Raw genomic sequence first — 16781 nt, forward strand, 5'->3', positions numbered from 1 at the left:
TTTTTGGTGGGACACCCACTCAATCGCTTCGAGCGAGAGCTTGGTTCGTGTCCCGGCGGCCGCCCGGTTTCCCTGGCGACTTGGAGAACTTTACATGCCCCCGAAAGGGCCCGAAACAGGGGGGTCCCTTAACAAGATCAGCGCAGGTCAGACCCCACGACGAAGCTCGTCTGCGGCCCAGTCTGCACCCACCGGCCCCGGAGCGCCAGCGAAAGAGCCAGAAAAGAACATTGCTCCGAGTACATTGCACCGTATTGCCCCGCGCCAAAGCTCCGCCTAGCGTCGGCCGCATGACCCTCGCCCACGACGACCTCGGCCCGAAGAACGGCCGGCCCGTCCTCCTCGTCCACGGCCACCCCTTCGACCGCTCGATGTGGCGCCCCCAGGCCGAGCACCTGGCCGCCCGCGGCTACCGCGTCGTCATCCCCGACCTCCGCGGCTTCGGCGCCTCCCCGAGCACGGACACCAAGACCGGTCTCGACGTCTTCGCCCGCGACCTCGTCGAGCTGGCCGACCACCTCGGCCTCGCGACGTTCGTCCTCGGCGGCCTCTCCATGGGCGGCCAGATCGTCATGCACCTGCTGAAGGACCACCCCGGCCGGGCGGAGGCCGTCCTCCTCGCCGACACCTTCGCGGGACTCGACACCCCGGCCGCGAAACAGGCGCGCATCACCACCGCAGCGAGGATCACCGAGGAGGGCATGCACCAGTACGCGGAAGAGCTGCTCCCCAAGATGATCTCGAGGAGCACCCGCGCGAGCAGGCCGGACGTCGAGGCGCACGTCCGGCGCATGATGCGCGACGCGCCTCGACAAGGAGCCGCGGCCGCGCTGAGGGGACGCGCCGAGCGTCCCGACTACACCGGCACCCTCCAGCACATCGACGTCCCCACTCTTGTGGTCGTCGGCAGCGAGGACGAGTTCACGCCCGTCGCCGACGCCGAGCTGATCCACCGGAAGATCGCCGGTTCCACCCTGGTGGTCGTCGACGGCGCGGGCCACCTGCCTAACCTGGAGCGCGAGACCGAGTTCGACGAGGCACTCAGCACCTTCCTGAAGAGCAGCGGAGCCGATGAACCTTATTCAGCCGTCGGCCGGCGCGAAGGTCGCCGCAGGCAGGAAACCCGCGGTCGGTAGCGCCGGCCTAGCCAGAATAAGGTTCACCCATGACCCAGAAGACCGTGTTCGTGACCGGCGCCAGCGCCGGCTTCGGTGACGCCATCGCGCGCCGGTTCGTCGCCGAGGGCAACCGGGTGATCGCCGTCGCCCGGCGCCACGACAAGCTCGAGAAGCTCGCCGGGGACCTCGGCGACGCCGTCCTCCCGGTGCAGCTCGACGTCAGCGACCCCGAAGCGGTCAAGACGACGGTCGACGGCCTTCCCGGGGAGTGGAAGGAGGTCGACGTCCTGGTCAACAACGCCGGCCTGGCGAAGGGCCTGGAGCCCGCGCACCGCGCCGAGCTCCAGGACTGGGACGAGATGATCGCGACCAACGTCCGCGGCCTCGCGCACGTCACGCGCGCGCTGCTGCCCGGCATGGTCGAGCGCGGCCGCGGCCACGTCGTCAACATCGGCTCGATCGCCGGCACCTACCCCTACCCCGGCGGCAACGTCTACGGCGCGACCAAGGCGTTCGTCCACCAGTTCAGCCTCAACCTGCGCAGCGACCTGCACGGCACCGGCGTCCGCGTGACGAACGTCGAGCCCGGCATGGTCGGCGGCACGGACTTCTCGAAGGTCCGCTTCGACGGCGACCAGGACAAGGCCGACAAGGTTTACGAGGGCACCACGCCGCTGACCGCGGACGACGTCGCCGAGTCCGTCTTCTGGGCCGCGAACCAGCCGCAGCACGTCAACATCAACGTCATCGAGCTGATGCCGGTGGTGCAGAGCTTCTCGGCGCTGCAGATCTACCGCGAGAGCTGAAACAGCTGGTAGAGCGCCTGCTGCTCCGGGTCCGATCCGGTCAGCAGGCGCTTGGTCCGCGGCCGCCCGCCCGTCGACGGGTACGTCAGGACCAGCTCGCCGACGCCCGCGAGCTGGTCCAGCAGCTCCCGGACCGACAGGTTCATGCCCGCCCGGTCCGCCTCGCGGCGCATCAGGTGGGTCACCGTCGCCGCCAGCACCGACACCAGGCCGTGGGCCGCGATCCGCGCCCGCGTCCACTCCCAGCGCGGAGTCGGGCCGGTGAGCGCGGGCCCGGTCAGCCAGCGGAACGTCGACTCCAGGTGCGTGCGGGCGCGGTAGGCCGTGACGACGTCGCCGACCGGCCAGTCCCGGTCGGTGACCAGCACCTGCTTGCCGAAGAACTCCTCGTCCAGCCGGGCCACCGCGGCGGAATCGATCCGCCGTTCCACCCGGATCTCACCGGGCCTGGTGCCGGTGAGCACGGCGGTGAGGACACGTTCGATGCGCCGGCCGCGCGTGACCCGGCCGATTTCGGCGTGCACCTGCGCGCGGTCGCCGCGGTGGGTGCCGGCGGCCAAGGCCGCGGCCAGGCCGTCCAGCTCGCGGGTGGTCGTGGCCAGCTCGTCGGCGAACGCCCGGGACTGGGCCGCGTGCAGGGTCGCCGAGTGGGTCAGGATCACCCGGCGGCGGACCCCGTCGACGACCGCGTGCGTGTCGAGCGCGGTGAGGCCGGCGAACCGCTCGGGGTCGACGCGCTTGCGGGCGGACGCGGGCTGCGTCAGCAGCTCCGGGTGGTCGGTCAGCGGCAGCGAGCCGACGAACCCGCGGCGGGAACCGAGGTCGAGCTGCGCGGCCTGCCCGGCGTGGAAGACCAGCGTGGCCGGGCCCAGCGCGCCCGTCAGCGCGGCGAACGTCGGGGCGTTGTCGCGGCGGTACAGCCGCGAGGCCAGCGGGATGGCGCCGTCGCGGGTGACGCGCAGCCCCACGCCGGCGAGCACCTCCCGGCAGGCCGTGGGCAGCGTGCAGTCCGCGGGGGCGAACACGGCGAACTGCGGGACGTCGACGGCGAGGGCCTCGTGGTCGTCGAGCGTCTCGAGGACGGCAGTGGAAACGGTCTCCTCGATGCCCGCGATCCGCTCCGGCGTCAGGCGTTCCAGCGCCCGCCACAGACCATCCACTGTGGACAGCCGGACCAGGTCCGCGGCCGGGCTCGCCGCCCACCACGGCCCGATCGGCGTCTCCGGCGCGGTCGCCCGGTGCAGCACCGCGACCGCCAGGCTCAGGCCCAGCGAGGGCTTCGACCGCACGACGTCGTCGACGCGGCGGACGAAGTCCAGCCGGGACAGCGTCGCCCAGACCGCGGCGACGTCGCCGTACGTCCGGTGCGAAGCCGAAGCCGGTTCGCCGCCGGGGACGGCCCGGGCGATCTCGTCGGCCGTGCCCAGGTAACGCTGGGTGACCACACGGGGCTTGCCGTCGACCCGGGCGGACTCCGCGAGGTAGTAGTACGTCCGTCCGCCGATCTTCTTCCCGACCACCGATGCCACCCTTTAGGTAATACACCTCCGCGCGCTGATCGACAACCACGGCAGCGCGCTGACCTGCGTCGACGGGCACGTGAATCGTTCGGGTCAACGTGGTGCGGAACGCACACTGGCTGGTCGCCCGAGGACGGTCCTAGCGTGGGCGGAATGGGACCCGAACCCGACGCCACCACCCCGACCGCCTCCGCGATGCGCCGCTCGCTCGCCCGGGCGCGGGACGGGAAGACACTGGACGTAGCCGAGGCGGCCGTCCTGCTGCACGCCCGCGGGGAAGACCTGGCGAAGCTGTCCGAGTACGCCTCCCGCATCCGCGACGCCGGCCTGGCCGAGGCCGGGCGCGCCGGCATCATCACCTACAGCCGCAAGGTGTTCATCCCGCTGACCCGGCTGTGCCGCGACCGCTGCGGCTACTGCACGTTCGTCACGGTGCCGGGCCGGCTCGAATCGCCGTTCCTCTCCCCGGACGAGGTCCTCGACATCGCCCGCAAGGGTGCGGAGATGGGCTGCAAGGAGGCTCTCTTCACCCTCGGCGACCGGCCCGAGGACCGCTGGAAGGCCGCCCGCGACTGGCTGGACGCGCACGGTTACGACGACACGCTCTCCTACGTCCGCGCGATGGCGATCCGCGTCCTCGAGGAGACCGGCCTGCTGCCGCACCTCAACCCGGGCGTGCTGACCTGGCAGGACTTCCAGCGCCTCAAGCCGGTCGCGCCGTCGATGGGCATGATGCTGGAGACGACCGCGACCCGGCTGTGGAGCGAGAAGGGCGGGCCGCACTACGGGTCGCCGGACAAGGATCCCGCGGTCCGGCTGCGCGTGCTCGAAGACGCCGGCCGCAGCAGCGTCCCGTTCACCACCGGTGTCCTCATCGGCATCGGCGAGACGCACGAGGAGCGCGCGGACGCGCTGTTCGAGATCCGCAAGGTCGCCAAGACCTACGGCGGCATCCAGGAAGTCATCGTCCAGAACTTCCGGGCCAAGCCGGACACGAAGATGCGCGCGACCCCGGACGCCGACCTCGAAGAGCTCGCCGCGAACATCGCCGTCGCGCGGCTCGTGCTCGGCCCGAAGATGCGCATCCAGGCGCCGCCGAACCTGATCGGGCGCCAGTACGACCTGATGATCCGCGCCGGGATCGACGACTGGGGCGGCGTCTCGCCGCTGACCCCGGACCACGTCAACCCGGAACGCGCGTGGCCGCAGATCGACGAGCTCGCGCGGCGCACCGAGGAAGCCGGCTTCGAGCTCAAGGAACGGCTGACGATCTACCCGGAGTACGTCAACGCGGGCGAGCCGTGGCTGGACCCGCGGATCACGCGGCACGTCGCGGCGCTCGTCGACGCCAAGACCGGGATGGCGCGCGAAGGCGCGATGCCGGTCGGCATCCCGTGGCAGGAGCCGGACGGCGGCTGGCAGGAGTCCGGCCGCACCGACCTGCACACCGAGATCGACACCACCGGCCGCACCGAAGACCGCCGGAGCGACTTCGACTCGGTCTACGGGGACTGGAAGGAGATCGGCGACCGGATCAAGACCGGGCCGCAGAAGTTCGACTCCACCGTGCTGGAAGCCTTGCGCAGCGCGGAAAAGGACCCCGCCGGGCTGTCCGACGACGCCGCGCTGGCGCTGTTGTCCGCCGAAGGCAAGGAACTCGACGCCTTCACGAAGCTCGCCGACGACCTGCGGCGCGAGACGGTCGGCGACGACGTCACCTTCGTCGTCACGCGGAACATCAACTTCACCAACGTCTGCTACACGGGTTGCCGCTTCTGCGCCTTCGCCCAGCGACGCACCGACGCCGACGCGTACACGCTCTCGCTGGAGCAGGTCGGCGACCGCGTCGACGAGGCGTGGGCCGCCGGCGCGACCGAGATCTGCATGCAGGGCGGCATCCACCCGGACCTGCCGGGCACCGCGTACTTCGACCTCGCGGCCGAGGTGAAACGCCGTCAGCCGGACATCCACCTGCACAGCTACAGCCCGATGGAGGTCGTCAACGGCGCTTCGCGGACCAACCTCTCGCTGCGCGACTGGCTGATCGCGGCGAAGGAGTCCGGCGTGGACTCGCTGCCGGGCACGGCCGCGGAGATCCTCGACGACGACGTCCGCTGGGTGCTCACCAAGGGCAAGCTGCCGACGTCCGAGTGGATCAAGGTGGTCACCACCGCGCACGAGGTCGGCCTGCCGACGACGTCCACGATGATGTACGGCCACGTCGACACGCCCGCGCACTGGGTCGCGCACCTCAAGCTGCTCGCGAAACTGCAGCGTGACGGCCTGGAGAAGCACGGCAAGCGCGGGTTCAGCGAGTTCGTGCTGCTGCCGTTCATCCACCAGAGCTCGCCGATCTACCTCGCCGGCCTCGCCCGCCCGGGCGCGACGCAGAACGAGAACCGGGCGGTGCACGCGCTGGCCCGGCTGCTGCTGCACGGGATGATCGACAACATCCAGAGCTCCTGGGTGAAGCTCGGCACCGAGGGCAGCCGCGCGGTGCTGCAGGGCGGCGTCAACGACATCGGCGGCACGCTGATGGAGGAGACGATCAGCCGGATGGCCGGCGCGTCGAACGGGTCGTACAAGACGATCAGCGACATGCGCGAGATGGTCGAGCCGCTGGGCCGGCCGCTGGTGCAGCGGACGACGGGGTACGGGCGGCCCTCGGCCGAGCGGCTGGCCGCCGCGGAGGCGTCCGACGGGGTCGCGACGGCCGTCCGCAAGCCGCTGCTGCCGCTGCTCACGCCGTGACTTGGTGCCGTGAGTGACTCATTCATGGCGCCAGACGACATGAATGAGTCACTCACGGCGTCCGATACCCTTCCGGCCATGGGGGTTTTCCGGTTCACACCAGTTCTCTTCGTCGTGCTTCTCGCGGGTTGCGGCACTCCGACGCCACCACCCGCCCCGACACCCACGGTTGCGCCGAGCCCGACCTACGCGCCGCCGCCGTCGGCGGGACTGTCGCTTTCGGTCGGTCAGGTCGAGGCCGGGCTCGGGCACCGCGCGAGCGTGCTGACGCTGACCAACCGGGACAGCGCGCCGCGCCAGGTCACCGGCTACCCGGACCTGAAGATCCTCGCGGGTGACGGCTCGGCGCTCGCGGTGAAGGTCGAGCACGGGACGTCGTACTTCGCGCGGGACCTCGGACCGCAGAACGTGACGCTGAAGCCGGGCGAGAAGGTCGTCGCCGTGCTCGCGTGGTCGGCCACCGTCACCGACGGCGACCAGCGCAGCGGCGCCGCGATCTCCGTGGTGCCGGTCCCCGGCGAACCCGAGCAGAAGCAGCCGCTGGACACCGACCTCGGCACCACCGACACCGTCACGGTCAGCTCGTGGGCGACGGAAATCGGCAACTGATGACCTTGTGTCACCGCTCACAAACCCACGGTTGACGCACCCGGAGATGTGCTAACTCTTTCCCTCACGACCAGGTCAAGCACCGAAGCTGCACCTGCCGAAGGGACTTCGATGAGCACCTCCGTGGCCGCGCTGGAAATGGTCGACACCGACCGCTACCCGCTCACCGAACCGGGCAGCCCCGCTTGGCGGGAAACCGTCGCCGGCACCCGCGCGGACCTGGCCGACGTCGGCTGCAGTGTCCTCGCCGACTTCATCCGGCCCGAGCTGCACGAGGTCCTGCGCGCCGAGTGCGCCGCGCTCGAGCCGCACGCGTACACCAAGGTCGAGCAGGTCAACGCCTACAACATCGCGCTCGACACGCCGCTGCCCGAGGACCACCCTGGCCGGACGGTCATGGAACGCGGCAACGCCTTCGTCGCGCGTGACCGCGTCCCCGCGTCGTCGATCATCAGCCGGCTCCACACCAGCCCGCTGTTCCAGCGGTTCGTCGCCGACTGCTTCGGCCTGCCGGAGCTGCACGAGCTGGCCGACCCGCTGGCCGGGCTGACCCTCAACGTGATCGCGCCCGGCCGGGCACACCCGTGGCACTTCGACACGAACTCCTACACCGTCAGCATGCTGACCCAGGCCGCGGAAGACGGCGGGACGTTCGAATACTGCCCCGACATCCGTTCCGCCGAGGACGAGAACTTCGCCGGTGTGCGGGGTGTGCTTTCCGGGGAAAACACCCGTCCGGTCCAGCGCCTGGGCCTCCGTCCGGGCGATCTGCAGCTGTTCAAGGGCCGCTTCGCCTTGCATCGGGTCACTAGGGTGGAGGGGAAGATCGCCCGCCATTCGGCGATCTTCGCCTACAGCGAGCGCCCCGGCGTCATCGGCAGCCCGGAGCGGACCAGGCAGCTGTTCGGCCGGGTCCTGCCCCAGCATCTGGCCGATCGCGCCGTGCGGGGCGACGCCCTGCTCGACTAGATCTAGGAGCCTGGCCCGTGCCTTTCGACTCGACCGGCAAGATCTCGTTCGACCACATCTACACCGCGCCCGACCCCCGTCCGTTCTTCGGGACGTTGCAGCGCGTCGGCTACGAAATCCCTCAGCTCGCGAAGCCGTACTTCGCGAAGCTGATCGGCGAACACCCGGCCGGCTCCCCGACCGTGCTCGACGTCGGCTGCTCGTACGGTGTCAACGCCGCGCTCCGTCGCTGCGAAGCCACCATGGACGACCTCTACGCGCACTACACCGCTCCGGCCGTGCTGGCGCTGAGCCACGCGGAGCTGGTCGAGGCCGACCGCGCCCGCGTCACCGGCCCGGGCGGCACGAAGTTCTTCGGTCTCGACGCGGCCGCGCCGGCCCTCGAGTACGCGCTTTCCGCCGGGTTCCTCGACGAGGCGATCCACGCGGACTTCGAAAGCGACGACCCGGACAGCACCCAGCGGAAGCTGCTCGACGACGTCGACCTCGTGGTCTCGACCGGCTGCGTCGGCTACGTCACCGAGAAGACGATCACCCGGATCGCGCGCGGCTCGCGGCCGTGGATGGCGCACTTCGTGCTGCGGATGTTCTCCTACGAACCGGTCGCCGACAGCCTGGCCGGGCTGGGGTACGAGACCGCGCAGGTGCCCGGCGTGTTCCGGCAGCGGCGGTTCGCCTCCGCCGAAGAGCGGACGCAGATCCTCGACACCCTCGACGCCGCCGGAGTCGACCCGACCGGCGTGGAGTCCGACGGCTGGCTGTACGCGCAGCTGTACGTTTCCCGTCCAGAAGGCGCGGCCGCGTTGGCCACCGCGCTCGAGAACTCCGACGAAGAAGGATGATCGTGAGCAGTCCGGACTGGTCCACCCGCACCTTCGGCAACGAGGACCGGCTTCCCCGGGTCCCCGTCCCCACGCTGGAGGACAGCGGCCGCCGTTTTCTCGAGTGGTGCGCGCCGCTGCTGACGCCGGACGAGCTGGCGGAGACGGAGGCGGCGGTCGCGGAGTTCCTGGCGCCGGGCAGTCCCGCGCACGGGCTGCAGGCCGCGCTCGAGGAGTACGACCGCTCGCCGGGCGTGCACAGCTGGCTCGACACGTTCTGGCCGTACCGCTACCTCGGCCGCCGCGACCGGATCGCGCTCAACGCCAACTTCTTCTTCCTGTTCCGGGCGTCCGAGCTGGGCCAGGTGGAGCGCGCGGCCGAGCTGGCCGCGTCCGCCGTGGACTACCAGCTGCGGCTCGACGAAGAGGCGGTGCCGCCGGTGCTCCTGCGCGGCACGCCGCAGTCGATGGTGCAGCACAAGTACCTGTTCTCGGCGACGCGCATCCCGGGTGAGCTGCTGGACACCGCGCGCACGCGGTTCCCGTCGCCCGAGCGGCACATCGTGGTCTTCCACCGCGACACACCGTTCCGGATGGACGTCATCACCGAGGACGGCCGCCCGTACTCGCCGGAGCAGATCGCCGACGGCCTGCGCGCCATCCTCAAGGACGACCGCGCTCGGCCCGACGCGGCGCCGGGGCACTTCACGACGAAGGCTCGCGCGGAGTGGGCGGCTTCGCGGGCCGCTTTGCTCGAAGCCGGCAACGCCGAAGCGCTGGAGACGATCGAGACGGCGTTGTTCTGCCTGTGCCTGGACGACTTCACGCCGTCGAACGCGCAGGAGGCGAGCGACCGGCTGCTGTACGGCGACAACCGCTGGTACGACAAGGCAGTCTCGTTGGTCGTGTTCGAGGACGGCACCGCGGGGATCAACGTCGAGCACTGCGAGCTCGACGGCACCACGATCCTCGGCTTCACCGACGTCCTGCTGAGCGGCTCGCGCGCAACGCGGGAAGCCGCCGACGGTGTGCCGGGCTTCGAAGCGGTGGAGTTCACGCTGACCGACGAGCTTCGCGAAGACGCTCGAGCGGCCGGAGCGGCCTTCAGGGCGTACGCGGACGCCACGGCTACGCAGACCGTGTCGTTCGACTTCGGTGCGAACCGCGCGAAGGAACTGAAGATGTCCCCGGACGCCTTCGCGCAGATGGCGTACCAGCTCGCGCACCGCCGGGCGAAGGGCCTGACCGGGGCGACGTACGAGTCGATCGCCACCCGGCAGTTCCGGAACGGCCGCACCGAGGCGATGCGCGTCGTGACGCCGGAGGTCGTGCGTTTCGCCGACGTCCTGACGGACCCGGCCGCTTCCGACGACGAGAAGCGGGAGGCGTTGCGCGCGGCCGCGGCGAAGCACGTCGCGCGGGCCAAGGAGTGCCAGGCCGGGGACGCGCCGGAGCAGCACCTGTGGGAGCTGCAGCTGATCGGGAAACGCCGCGGCGAGACTGAGGTGCCGGCGCTGTACGGCTCACCGGGCTGGCTGAAGATGCGCGACGACTACCTGAGCACCAGCTCGGCGCCGTCGGTCAACATCCAGTACTTCGGGTTCGGCTCGACCAGCCCGCAGTGCATCGGGATCGCGTATGTGCTGCTGCCGGATCGCTGGAACATCTACCTCAGCACGCCGAAGCACGTGTCGGCGGAGATGTACCGCTTCGCGGACGAACTCACGAAGGCGGTCAGCGAGCTGCAGGAGCTGCTGGCCGAGTAGTCGCTCACCCGCCGCTGCTTGGGTCCGGCCGCGCTACTGGCCGAGTAGGCGGCGCAACCAGGCCAGCCGGGCGGCCCGCGCCGCCCGGCTGAGCCTGGCCTTCGGGGCCAGCGAATCGAACCCGTGGAACCCGCCCGGCCACACGTGCAGCTCCGCTTCGCCGCCCGCCTGCCAGATCCGGCTCGCGTACGCCACGACCTCGTCGCGGAACGTCTCCGCCGTGCCGACGTCCAGGAAGGCCGGTGGCAGTCCCGAAAGGTCGGTCGCGCGAGCCGGGGCCGCATACGCGGGCACGTCTTCCGTCCCGAACCGGTCACCGAGGTACGCCGTCCAGCCGACGGTGTTGGCCGTGCGGTCCCACAATCCGCGGCCGTCGAGGTCCACCGCCGACGGGGTGTTGTTGCGGTCGTCGAGCATCGGGCAGATCAGCAGCTGCCCGGCGAGCTCCGGCCCGCCGCGGTCGCGCGCGAGCAGCGTGGTCGCCGCCGCGAGGCCGCCGCCCGCGCTGACACCGCCGATCACCGTCGGCCCGGCGAACTGCTCGGCCGTCCACAGCAGACCGGCGTAACAGTCTTCCACCGGCGCCGGGTACGGGTGCTCGGGCGCGAGCCGGTAGCCCGGCGAGACGACCGTCAAGTTCAGCGAGCCCGCCCAGTCCAGCAGGTTCGGCACGTCCGAGCCGAGGTGGCTGCCGACGATCGTGCCGCCGCCGTGCACGTAGTACAGAACACCCGCGCCGGCCGCCGGCGTCATCACCAGCAGCGGAACGTCTCCCGCGTACTCCTCGGTGACCTTGTGCTCCGGGTACGCCGCGGCCAGCTCCTCGACGGTCCGGTGATCGGCCGCGTTCAGCGCCCGGCGGCCCGGGATGTCCTGCAGCGACACGAGTGGCGGGCGCAGCGCGCGCAGGGTCTCGACGATCGGCGCCAGCTCCGCGTCGAACGGCGGCGGGGTCACGCCGAAGGTTCCGAAACGACGAGGACCAGTGAGCCTTCGAACGTCGGCTGTTCGCGAAGCCGGCCGTAGCGGCGTTCCCACGTGCCGTCGTCGAGGTCGTGCTGCAGTTCCGCGGCGAAGCGGTGGTGCACGCGGTCGTCGACGAAGCTCCACGCCGAACACGACAGCCGCGCGCCCGGGTCGAGGAGGCGTTCCGGGCGGCCGTAGTAGGCCTCGTTGAACCCGTCGGTGCAGTCGATCGGGATGGGCACGGGGACGATCGACGTGGCGCCACCGAGCCCGTCGGCGATGTCGTCGACCGACGGGTAGCGCCGCGCCTCGGTCTCGATCACCTCCGGCGCGTAGTCGAGCAGCCAGAACCGCCGCAGCAGCGCGGGGTCGCACGTCAGGATCGCGATCGGGCCGCGGGTGACCCGGCGCATCTCCTTCAGCCCGGCCCACAGGTCGTTCCACTGGTGGACGCTGAACGTGCTCATCGCGCCTTCGAACGCCCGGTCCGGGAACGGCAGCTTCTCCGCGACCGCGTCGACGGCCGGCGGGAGGTCGGCCGGCCGCTGCGCGCGCATCGACGCCGACGGTTCGACCGCCGTCACCTCCCGGTCGGCCGGCTCGTAGGAACCCGCGCCCGCGCCGACGTTGAGCACACTCCGCGCGTCCCCCAGCGCGTCGAGGATGTACTGCCCGATGCGGGGATCCGGCCTGCGGTAGTCGGTGTAGACCCCGCCGATCGCGCCGTAGTCCGCGTCCCCGGCGCTGCCGTCCGCACGTCGCTGGCTCATGACTGAAAACTAGCAGCGGCGGCGCGCGTCCCGGACGTTGCTCCGGCGGGCGTAAGCGAGCGTCCGGCATCCGGCTCAGCGGTCAATTCCTGTCGCAAAGTTGCGTAAGTTCGTCCAACTATTGCGATTTCTTGTCCAGGATTCGTATGATCCCGGTCACAGAGGTCCCCACCTGCTGCGGAAAGGCCAGTGCTGCCCATGTCTCCCAGCTCTGTCTTCAGTGCGCCCAAGAAACAGTTGGGCGCCCTCGCGCTCGCCGTGATCGCGGCGGCCGGCGTCACCATCGCCGCGGTTCCGGCCGACGCGCTCGCCGCCGGCCGCGGCGCGACGGTCCCCTTCACCGAACAGGAAGCGGAAACCGCCGCCACGAACGGTTCGGTCATCGGCCCGAACCGGGCCGCCGGCACGCTCGCCGGCGAAGCGTCCGGCCGGAAGGCGGTGACGCTGTCCGGCCAGGGGAAGTACGTCGAGTTCACCCTCACCGCCCCGGCGAACTCGATCGACTTCCGCTACAGCCTCCCGGACTCCGGCAACGGCACCGGGACGAGCGGCACGATCTCCCTCTACGTGGGCGGCGCCCACAACCAGGACATCGCGCTGACGTCGAAGTACGCCTGGTACTACGGCTCGTACCCGTTCACGAACAACCCGGGTGACGGCCACGCGCACCACTTCTACGACGAAACCCGGGCGCTGCTCGGCACGTCGTACCCGGCCGGCACCAAGATCAAGCTGCAGGTCGACGCGGGCGACACCACGGCCTCGACCATCGACCTGGCCGACTTCGAGCAGGTCGGCGCGGCGGCCGCGCGTCCGGCGAACTCGGTGTCGGTCACCGACTTCGGTGCCACCGCGGGTGATACGAGCGACGACGCGGGCGCGTTCGACTCCGCCGTCGCCGCCGCGAAGAGCCAGGGCAAGGAGGTCTGGATCCCGTCCGGGACCTTCACCCTCGGCCACCACATCACCGTCGACCAGGTGACGATCCGCGGCGCCGGCCCGTGGTACTCCGTGCTGACCGGCCCGCGCGCCGGGATCTTCGGCAAGGGTGAGCCGGCCAGCTGCGGGACGTCGACGTATCCCGGCAACGGCGCGGTTCCCGGCACCAGCAGCGCCGTGAAGCTGTACGACTTCGCGATCATCGGCCAGGTCGACGCGCGCGTCGACTGCGACCAGTCCAACGCCATCGGCGGCGCGCTCGGCGGCGGCTCGGTCGTGCAGAACCTGTGGCTGCAGCACACGAAGGTCGGGCTGTGGCTCGACGGGCCGTTCGACGGGCTCACCGTGTCCGGCAACCGGATCCTCGACCAGACCGCCGACGGGCTGAACCTGCACCAGGGCATCAGCAACGTCACCGTGACGAACAACTTCCTGCGCAACACCGGGGACGACGGCCTCGCGATGTGGTCCGAGCACGACGCCGACCACAACAACACGTTCTCCTTCAACACCGTGCTGCTGCCGATCCTCGCCAACAACATCGCGATCTACGGCGGGCGCGACAACACCGTGTCCGACAACGTCGTGGCCGACAACCAGGACCAGGGCGGCGGCATCCACATCGCCAACCGGTTCAGCGCGGTGCCGCTGTCCGGCACGACGACCGTCGCGCGCAACACCGCGATCCGCACCGGCGTGCTCGACTCGAACTGGCAGTTCGGTGTTGGTGCCCTGTGGTTCGACGGCCGCGACTCGGCGATCACCGGCCGCGTCGACGTCACCGACCTCGACCTGCAGGACAACAACTACGAGGCCATCCAGTTCATCGACAGCGCCACCACCGACGTGCACTTCACGAACGTGCGGATCACCGGGGCGGGCACCTTCGCCTGGCAGATCCAGGCGAAGCCGACCGGTTCGGTGAAGAACGTCGTCGCGACCGGCGTCGGCCGGGCCGGGGTCTACAACTGCATGGGCCCGGACGCGATGGCCGGGCTGGCCGACCAGGGCGGCAACTCGGGCTGGTCGACGACGTTCTGCGGTTCGTGGCCGACGCCGGTCTACGGCTCGGACAACGGCGGCACCACGACGACCACTCCCACCACACCGCCGACCACGACCACCACGACCCAGCCGACCGGGAACCTGGCGCTGCACAAGGCGATCAGCGCGTCGGCGTCCCAGGGCGGGTTCCCGCCTTCGAACGCGGTCGACGGCGACGCGAACTCCTACTGGGAGAGCGCGAACAACGCGTTCCCGCAGTCGGTGACCGTCGACTTCGGGGCCACGGTGTCGGTGTCGCGGCTGGTGCTGAAGCTGCCGCCGTCGTCCGCGTGGGGCACACGCACGCAGACGATCTCGGTGGACGGCGTCAAGGCGGCCGCGGGGTACACGTTCAACCCCGCGTCCGGGAACACCGCGACCATCACGTTCCCGGCGACGTCCGCCCGCACGCTGCGGCTGACCTTCACCGGCAACACCGGCTGGCCCGCCGGGCAGCTGTCCGAGCTCGAAGCCTACGCATCCTGAGAGGTGATGACGATGTCCCGCATCCCGGCTCTGCTCGCCGCCGCCCTCGCGGCGTCCGGCCTGGTCGTGCTCTCCGGCAGCACGCCCGCCGCGGCGGCGACCTGCCCCACCACCGCGTCCGGCGGCGCGAGCGTGCCCTTCCGGACGGTCGAGGCCGAGTGCTCGGCCACCAACGGCTCGGCCGTCGGACCGGACTACACCCAAGGCAGCGTCGCTTCGGAGGCCTCCGGGCGGCAGGCCGTCCGGATCACCACCGGCCAGTACGTCGAGTTCACGCTGCCCGCGGCGGCGAACGCGATCAACGTCCACTACAACCTGCCCGACGGCTCGTCCGGCCGGCTTTCGGTGTCCGTCAACGGGTCCACGCTCGCGCTGCCCGTGACGTCCCGCTACACCTATGTGGACACCGGCTTCATCACGGGCTCGAAGACGCACCACTTCTTCGACGACGCCCGCCTGCTGCTCGGGCAGAACCTGGCGGCGGGCGCGAAGGTCCGGGTGCAGGCGAACTCGGGTGACGTCGGGCAGGCGACCATCGACCTGGCCGACTTCGAGCAGGTCGGCGGCGCGGGCTCGAAGCCGGCCAACGCGCTGTCGGTGACCGACTACGGCGCCACGGCGAACGACTCGTCGGACGACTCGCAGGCGTTCCGCAACGGTTTGGCGGCGGCGCGGTCACAGGGTAAGGAGCTGTTCGTGCCGTCCGGCCGGTTCGAGATCGGCTCGGCCCTGCAGATCGACCAGACCACCGTCCGCGGCGCGGGACAGTGGTACACGGTGTTGCACGGCAACAACATCTTCAACAACGGCGGCGCGTCGGGGAACATCAAGCTGTACGACTTCGCGGTGTTCGGCGACGTCACCGAACGCAACGACGGCAGCCCGGACAACGCGTTCCACGGCGTCCTCGGCACCGGCTCGGTCGTGAGCGGCCTGTGGATCCAGGACACGAAGTGCGGGCTGTGGCTGATGAACGGCGCGTCGTCGAACCTCACCATCGAGAACAACCGCATCCTCGACACCCAGGCCGACGGGGTGAACTTCGACGGCGCCGTCACGAACTCGACGTTGCGCAACAACTACCTGCGCAACAACGGCGACGACGGGCTCGCGCTGTGGTCGAACGGCCAGGCCGACTCGGGCAACACGGTCGCGAACAACACGGTCGTGCAGCCGAACCTGGCCAACGGGATCGCACTGTACGGCGGTTCGAACAACACGGTGAGCGGGAACCTGGTGCAGGACACCAACGCCCTCGGCGGCGGGTACCTGGTGGCGAACCGGTTCAACTCGGTGCCGCTGGGCGGCACGGTGACGCTGTCGAACAACACCGCGCTGCGGGCCGGGGCGCTCGACCCGAACTGGCAGTTCGGCGTCGGCGCGCTGTGGTTCGACGCGCGGGACCAGGCGATCACCGGCGTCACCATCCGGGTGACCGGGTTCACCGCGATCCAGAGCCCGTACGAGGCGATCCAGTTCATCGACGGCAACGGGCAGGGCAAGCAGATCCAGGGCATCACGCTCGACGGCGTCTCGGTGCAGGGCGCCGGCACGTTCGTGGCGCAGTCGCAGACGCAGGGGTCGGTGTCGATCAGCAACCTGTCGGCGTCCGGGGTCGGGGTGACCGGGACGTACAACTGCCCGTACCCGGCGTCGATCCCGAAGATGACCTTCGGCGGGTCGGGCAACAGCGGCTGGACCGGCACCTGGGGCGACTGCTCGACGTGGCCCGCGCCGAACTCGGGGCCGCCGCAGCCGCCGACGTCCGGGAGCAATCTCGCGCGCGGCAAGGCGATCAGCGCGTCGGCGTCCGTCGGCGGGTTCCCGCCCTCGAACGCGGTGGACGGGACCGCCGACACGTACTGGGAGAGCGCGAACAACGCGTTCCCGCAGACACTGACGGTGGATCTGGGCGCGGCGGCGTCGATCAACAAGGTGACGCTCAAGCTGCCGCCGTCGTCGGCGTGGGGCGCGCGGACGCAGACGGTGACGATCTCCGGCAGCACGGACGGCGGTTCGTACACGACGCTGGTGGGTTCGCGCGGCTACGCGTTCGACCCGGCTTCCGGCAACACGGCGTCGGCTTCGTTCACGGCGACGTCCCAGCGCTTCGTGCGGCTGACGTTCACCGGCAACACCGGCTGGCCCGCCGGCCAGGTGTCGGAGTTCGAAGTGGCCGCGGCCTGAGGGGGTGACGAGCCCGCCCCACCCGGGGC

12 protein-coding genes are annotated in these 16781 nt (G+C 70.6%); 9 read left to right on the plus strand and 3 right to left on the minus strand.

What is annotated here, in order from left to right; all coding sequences use genetic code 11:
• Positions 1-290: 290 nt before the first annotated feature.
• Positions 291-1136, plus strand: coding sequence for an alpha/beta fold hydrolase (locus tag ACZ63E_RS35770; RefSeq protein WP_465340673.1), 846 nt, complete (start codon positions 291-293; stop codon positions 1134-1136).
• A gap of 29 nt (positions 1137-1165) precedes the next feature.
• A complete protein-coding gene (locus ACZ63E_RS35775; RefSeq protein ID WP_465340674.1) occupies positions 1166-1924 on the plus strand; it encodes an SDR family oxidoreductase in 759 nt (252 codons plus the stop codon).
• Here ACZ63E_RS35775 and ACZ63E_RS35780 read toward each other — a convergent pair.
• Positions 1909-3444 carry an IS1634 family transposase gene (locus ACZ63E_RS35780; protein WP_465340675.1) on the minus strand — a complete coding sequence of 512 codons (1536 nt, stop codon included), beginning with the start codon at positions 3442-3444 and terminating at the stop codon, positions 1909-1911. The two genes, ACZ63E_RS35775 and ACZ63E_RS35780, sit on opposite strands and share 16 nt — an antisense overlap.
• 153 nt (positions 3445-3597) lie before the next feature.
• Here ACZ63E_RS35780 and ACZ63E_RS35785 point away from each other — a divergent pair, with 153 nt between their 5' ends.
• The 5 genes from ACZ63E_RS35785 (at position 3598) to ACZ63E_RS35805 (ending at position 10360) form a co-directional block, all read left to right on the plus strand.
• Entirely contained in the window at positions 3598-6195 is a 2598-nt protein-coding gene (locus ACZ63E_RS35785; RefSeq protein ID WP_465340676.1) for a bifunctional FO biosynthesis protein CofGH, read from the plus strand.
• A gap of 78 nt (positions 6196-6273) precedes the next feature.
• Entirely contained in the window at positions 6274-6804 is a 531-nt protein-coding gene (locus ACZ63E_RS35790; protein WP_465340677.1) for a DUF4232 domain-containing protein, read from the plus strand.
• A gap of 111 nt (positions 6805-6915) precedes the next feature.
• Entirely contained in the window at positions 6916-7773 is an 858-nt protein-coding gene (locus ACZ63E_RS35795) for a HalD/BesD family halogenase (protein WP_465340678.1), read from the plus strand.
• Between the two features lie 17 nt (positions 7774-7790).
• Positions 7791-8615, plus strand: a complete 825-nt coding sequence (locus tag ACZ63E_RS35800; RefSeq protein ID WP_465340679.1) for a class I SAM-dependent methyltransferase — start codon at positions 7791-7793, stop codon at positions 8613-8615.
• Positions 8612-10360 (plus strand): choline/carnitine O-acyltransferase, encoded by a 1749-nt coding sequence (locus tag ACZ63E_RS35805; protein WP_465340680.1) that lies wholly within the window; start codon positions 8612-8614, stop codon positions 10358-10360. The genes ACZ63E_RS35800 and ACZ63E_RS35805 overlap by 4 nt, the downstream gene beginning before the upstream one ends.
• 33 nt (positions 10361-10393) lie before the next feature.
• On the opposite strand, the gene ACZ63E_RS35810 is transcribed toward ACZ63E_RS35805, so the two are convergent.
• Together ACZ63E_RS35810 and ACZ63E_RS35815 are read right to left on the minus strand one after the other, a co-directional pair.
• Positions 10394-11317 (minus strand): alpha/beta hydrolase, encoded by a 924-nt coding sequence (locus ACZ63E_RS35810; RefSeq protein WP_465340681.1) that lies wholly within the window; start codon positions 11315-11317, stop codon positions 10394-10396.
• Positions 11314-12096 (minus strand): class I SAM-dependent methyltransferase, encoded by a 783-nt coding sequence (locus ACZ63E_RS35815; RefSeq protein ID WP_465340682.1) that lies wholly within the window; start codon positions 12094-12096, stop codon positions 11314-11316. The genes ACZ63E_RS35810 and ACZ63E_RS35815 overlap by 4 nt, the downstream gene beginning before the upstream one ends.
• Before the next feature lie 198 nt (positions 12097-12294).
• Between ACZ63E_RS35815 and ACZ63E_RS35820 the strand changes: the two genes are divergently transcribed.
• Together ACZ63E_RS35820 and ACZ63E_RS35825 are read left to right on the plus strand one after the other, a co-directional pair.
• Positions 12295-14565 carry a discoidin domain-containing protein gene (locus tag ACZ63E_RS35820; protein WP_465340683.1) on the plus strand — a complete coding sequence of 757 codons (2271 nt, stop codon included), beginning with the start codon at positions 12295-12297 and terminating at the stop codon, positions 14563-14565.
• Between the two features lie 6 nt (positions 14566-14571).
• Positions 14572-16752 carry a discoidin domain-containing protein gene (locus tag ACZ63E_RS35825; RefSeq protein WP_465340684.1) on the plus strand — a complete coding sequence of 727 codons (2181 nt, stop codon included), beginning with the start codon at positions 14572-14574 and terminating at the stop codon, positions 16750-16752.
• Positions 16753-16781 lie beyond the last annotated feature (29 nt).

This window comes from Amycolatopsis sp. NPDC104819 (assembly GCF_055583145.1).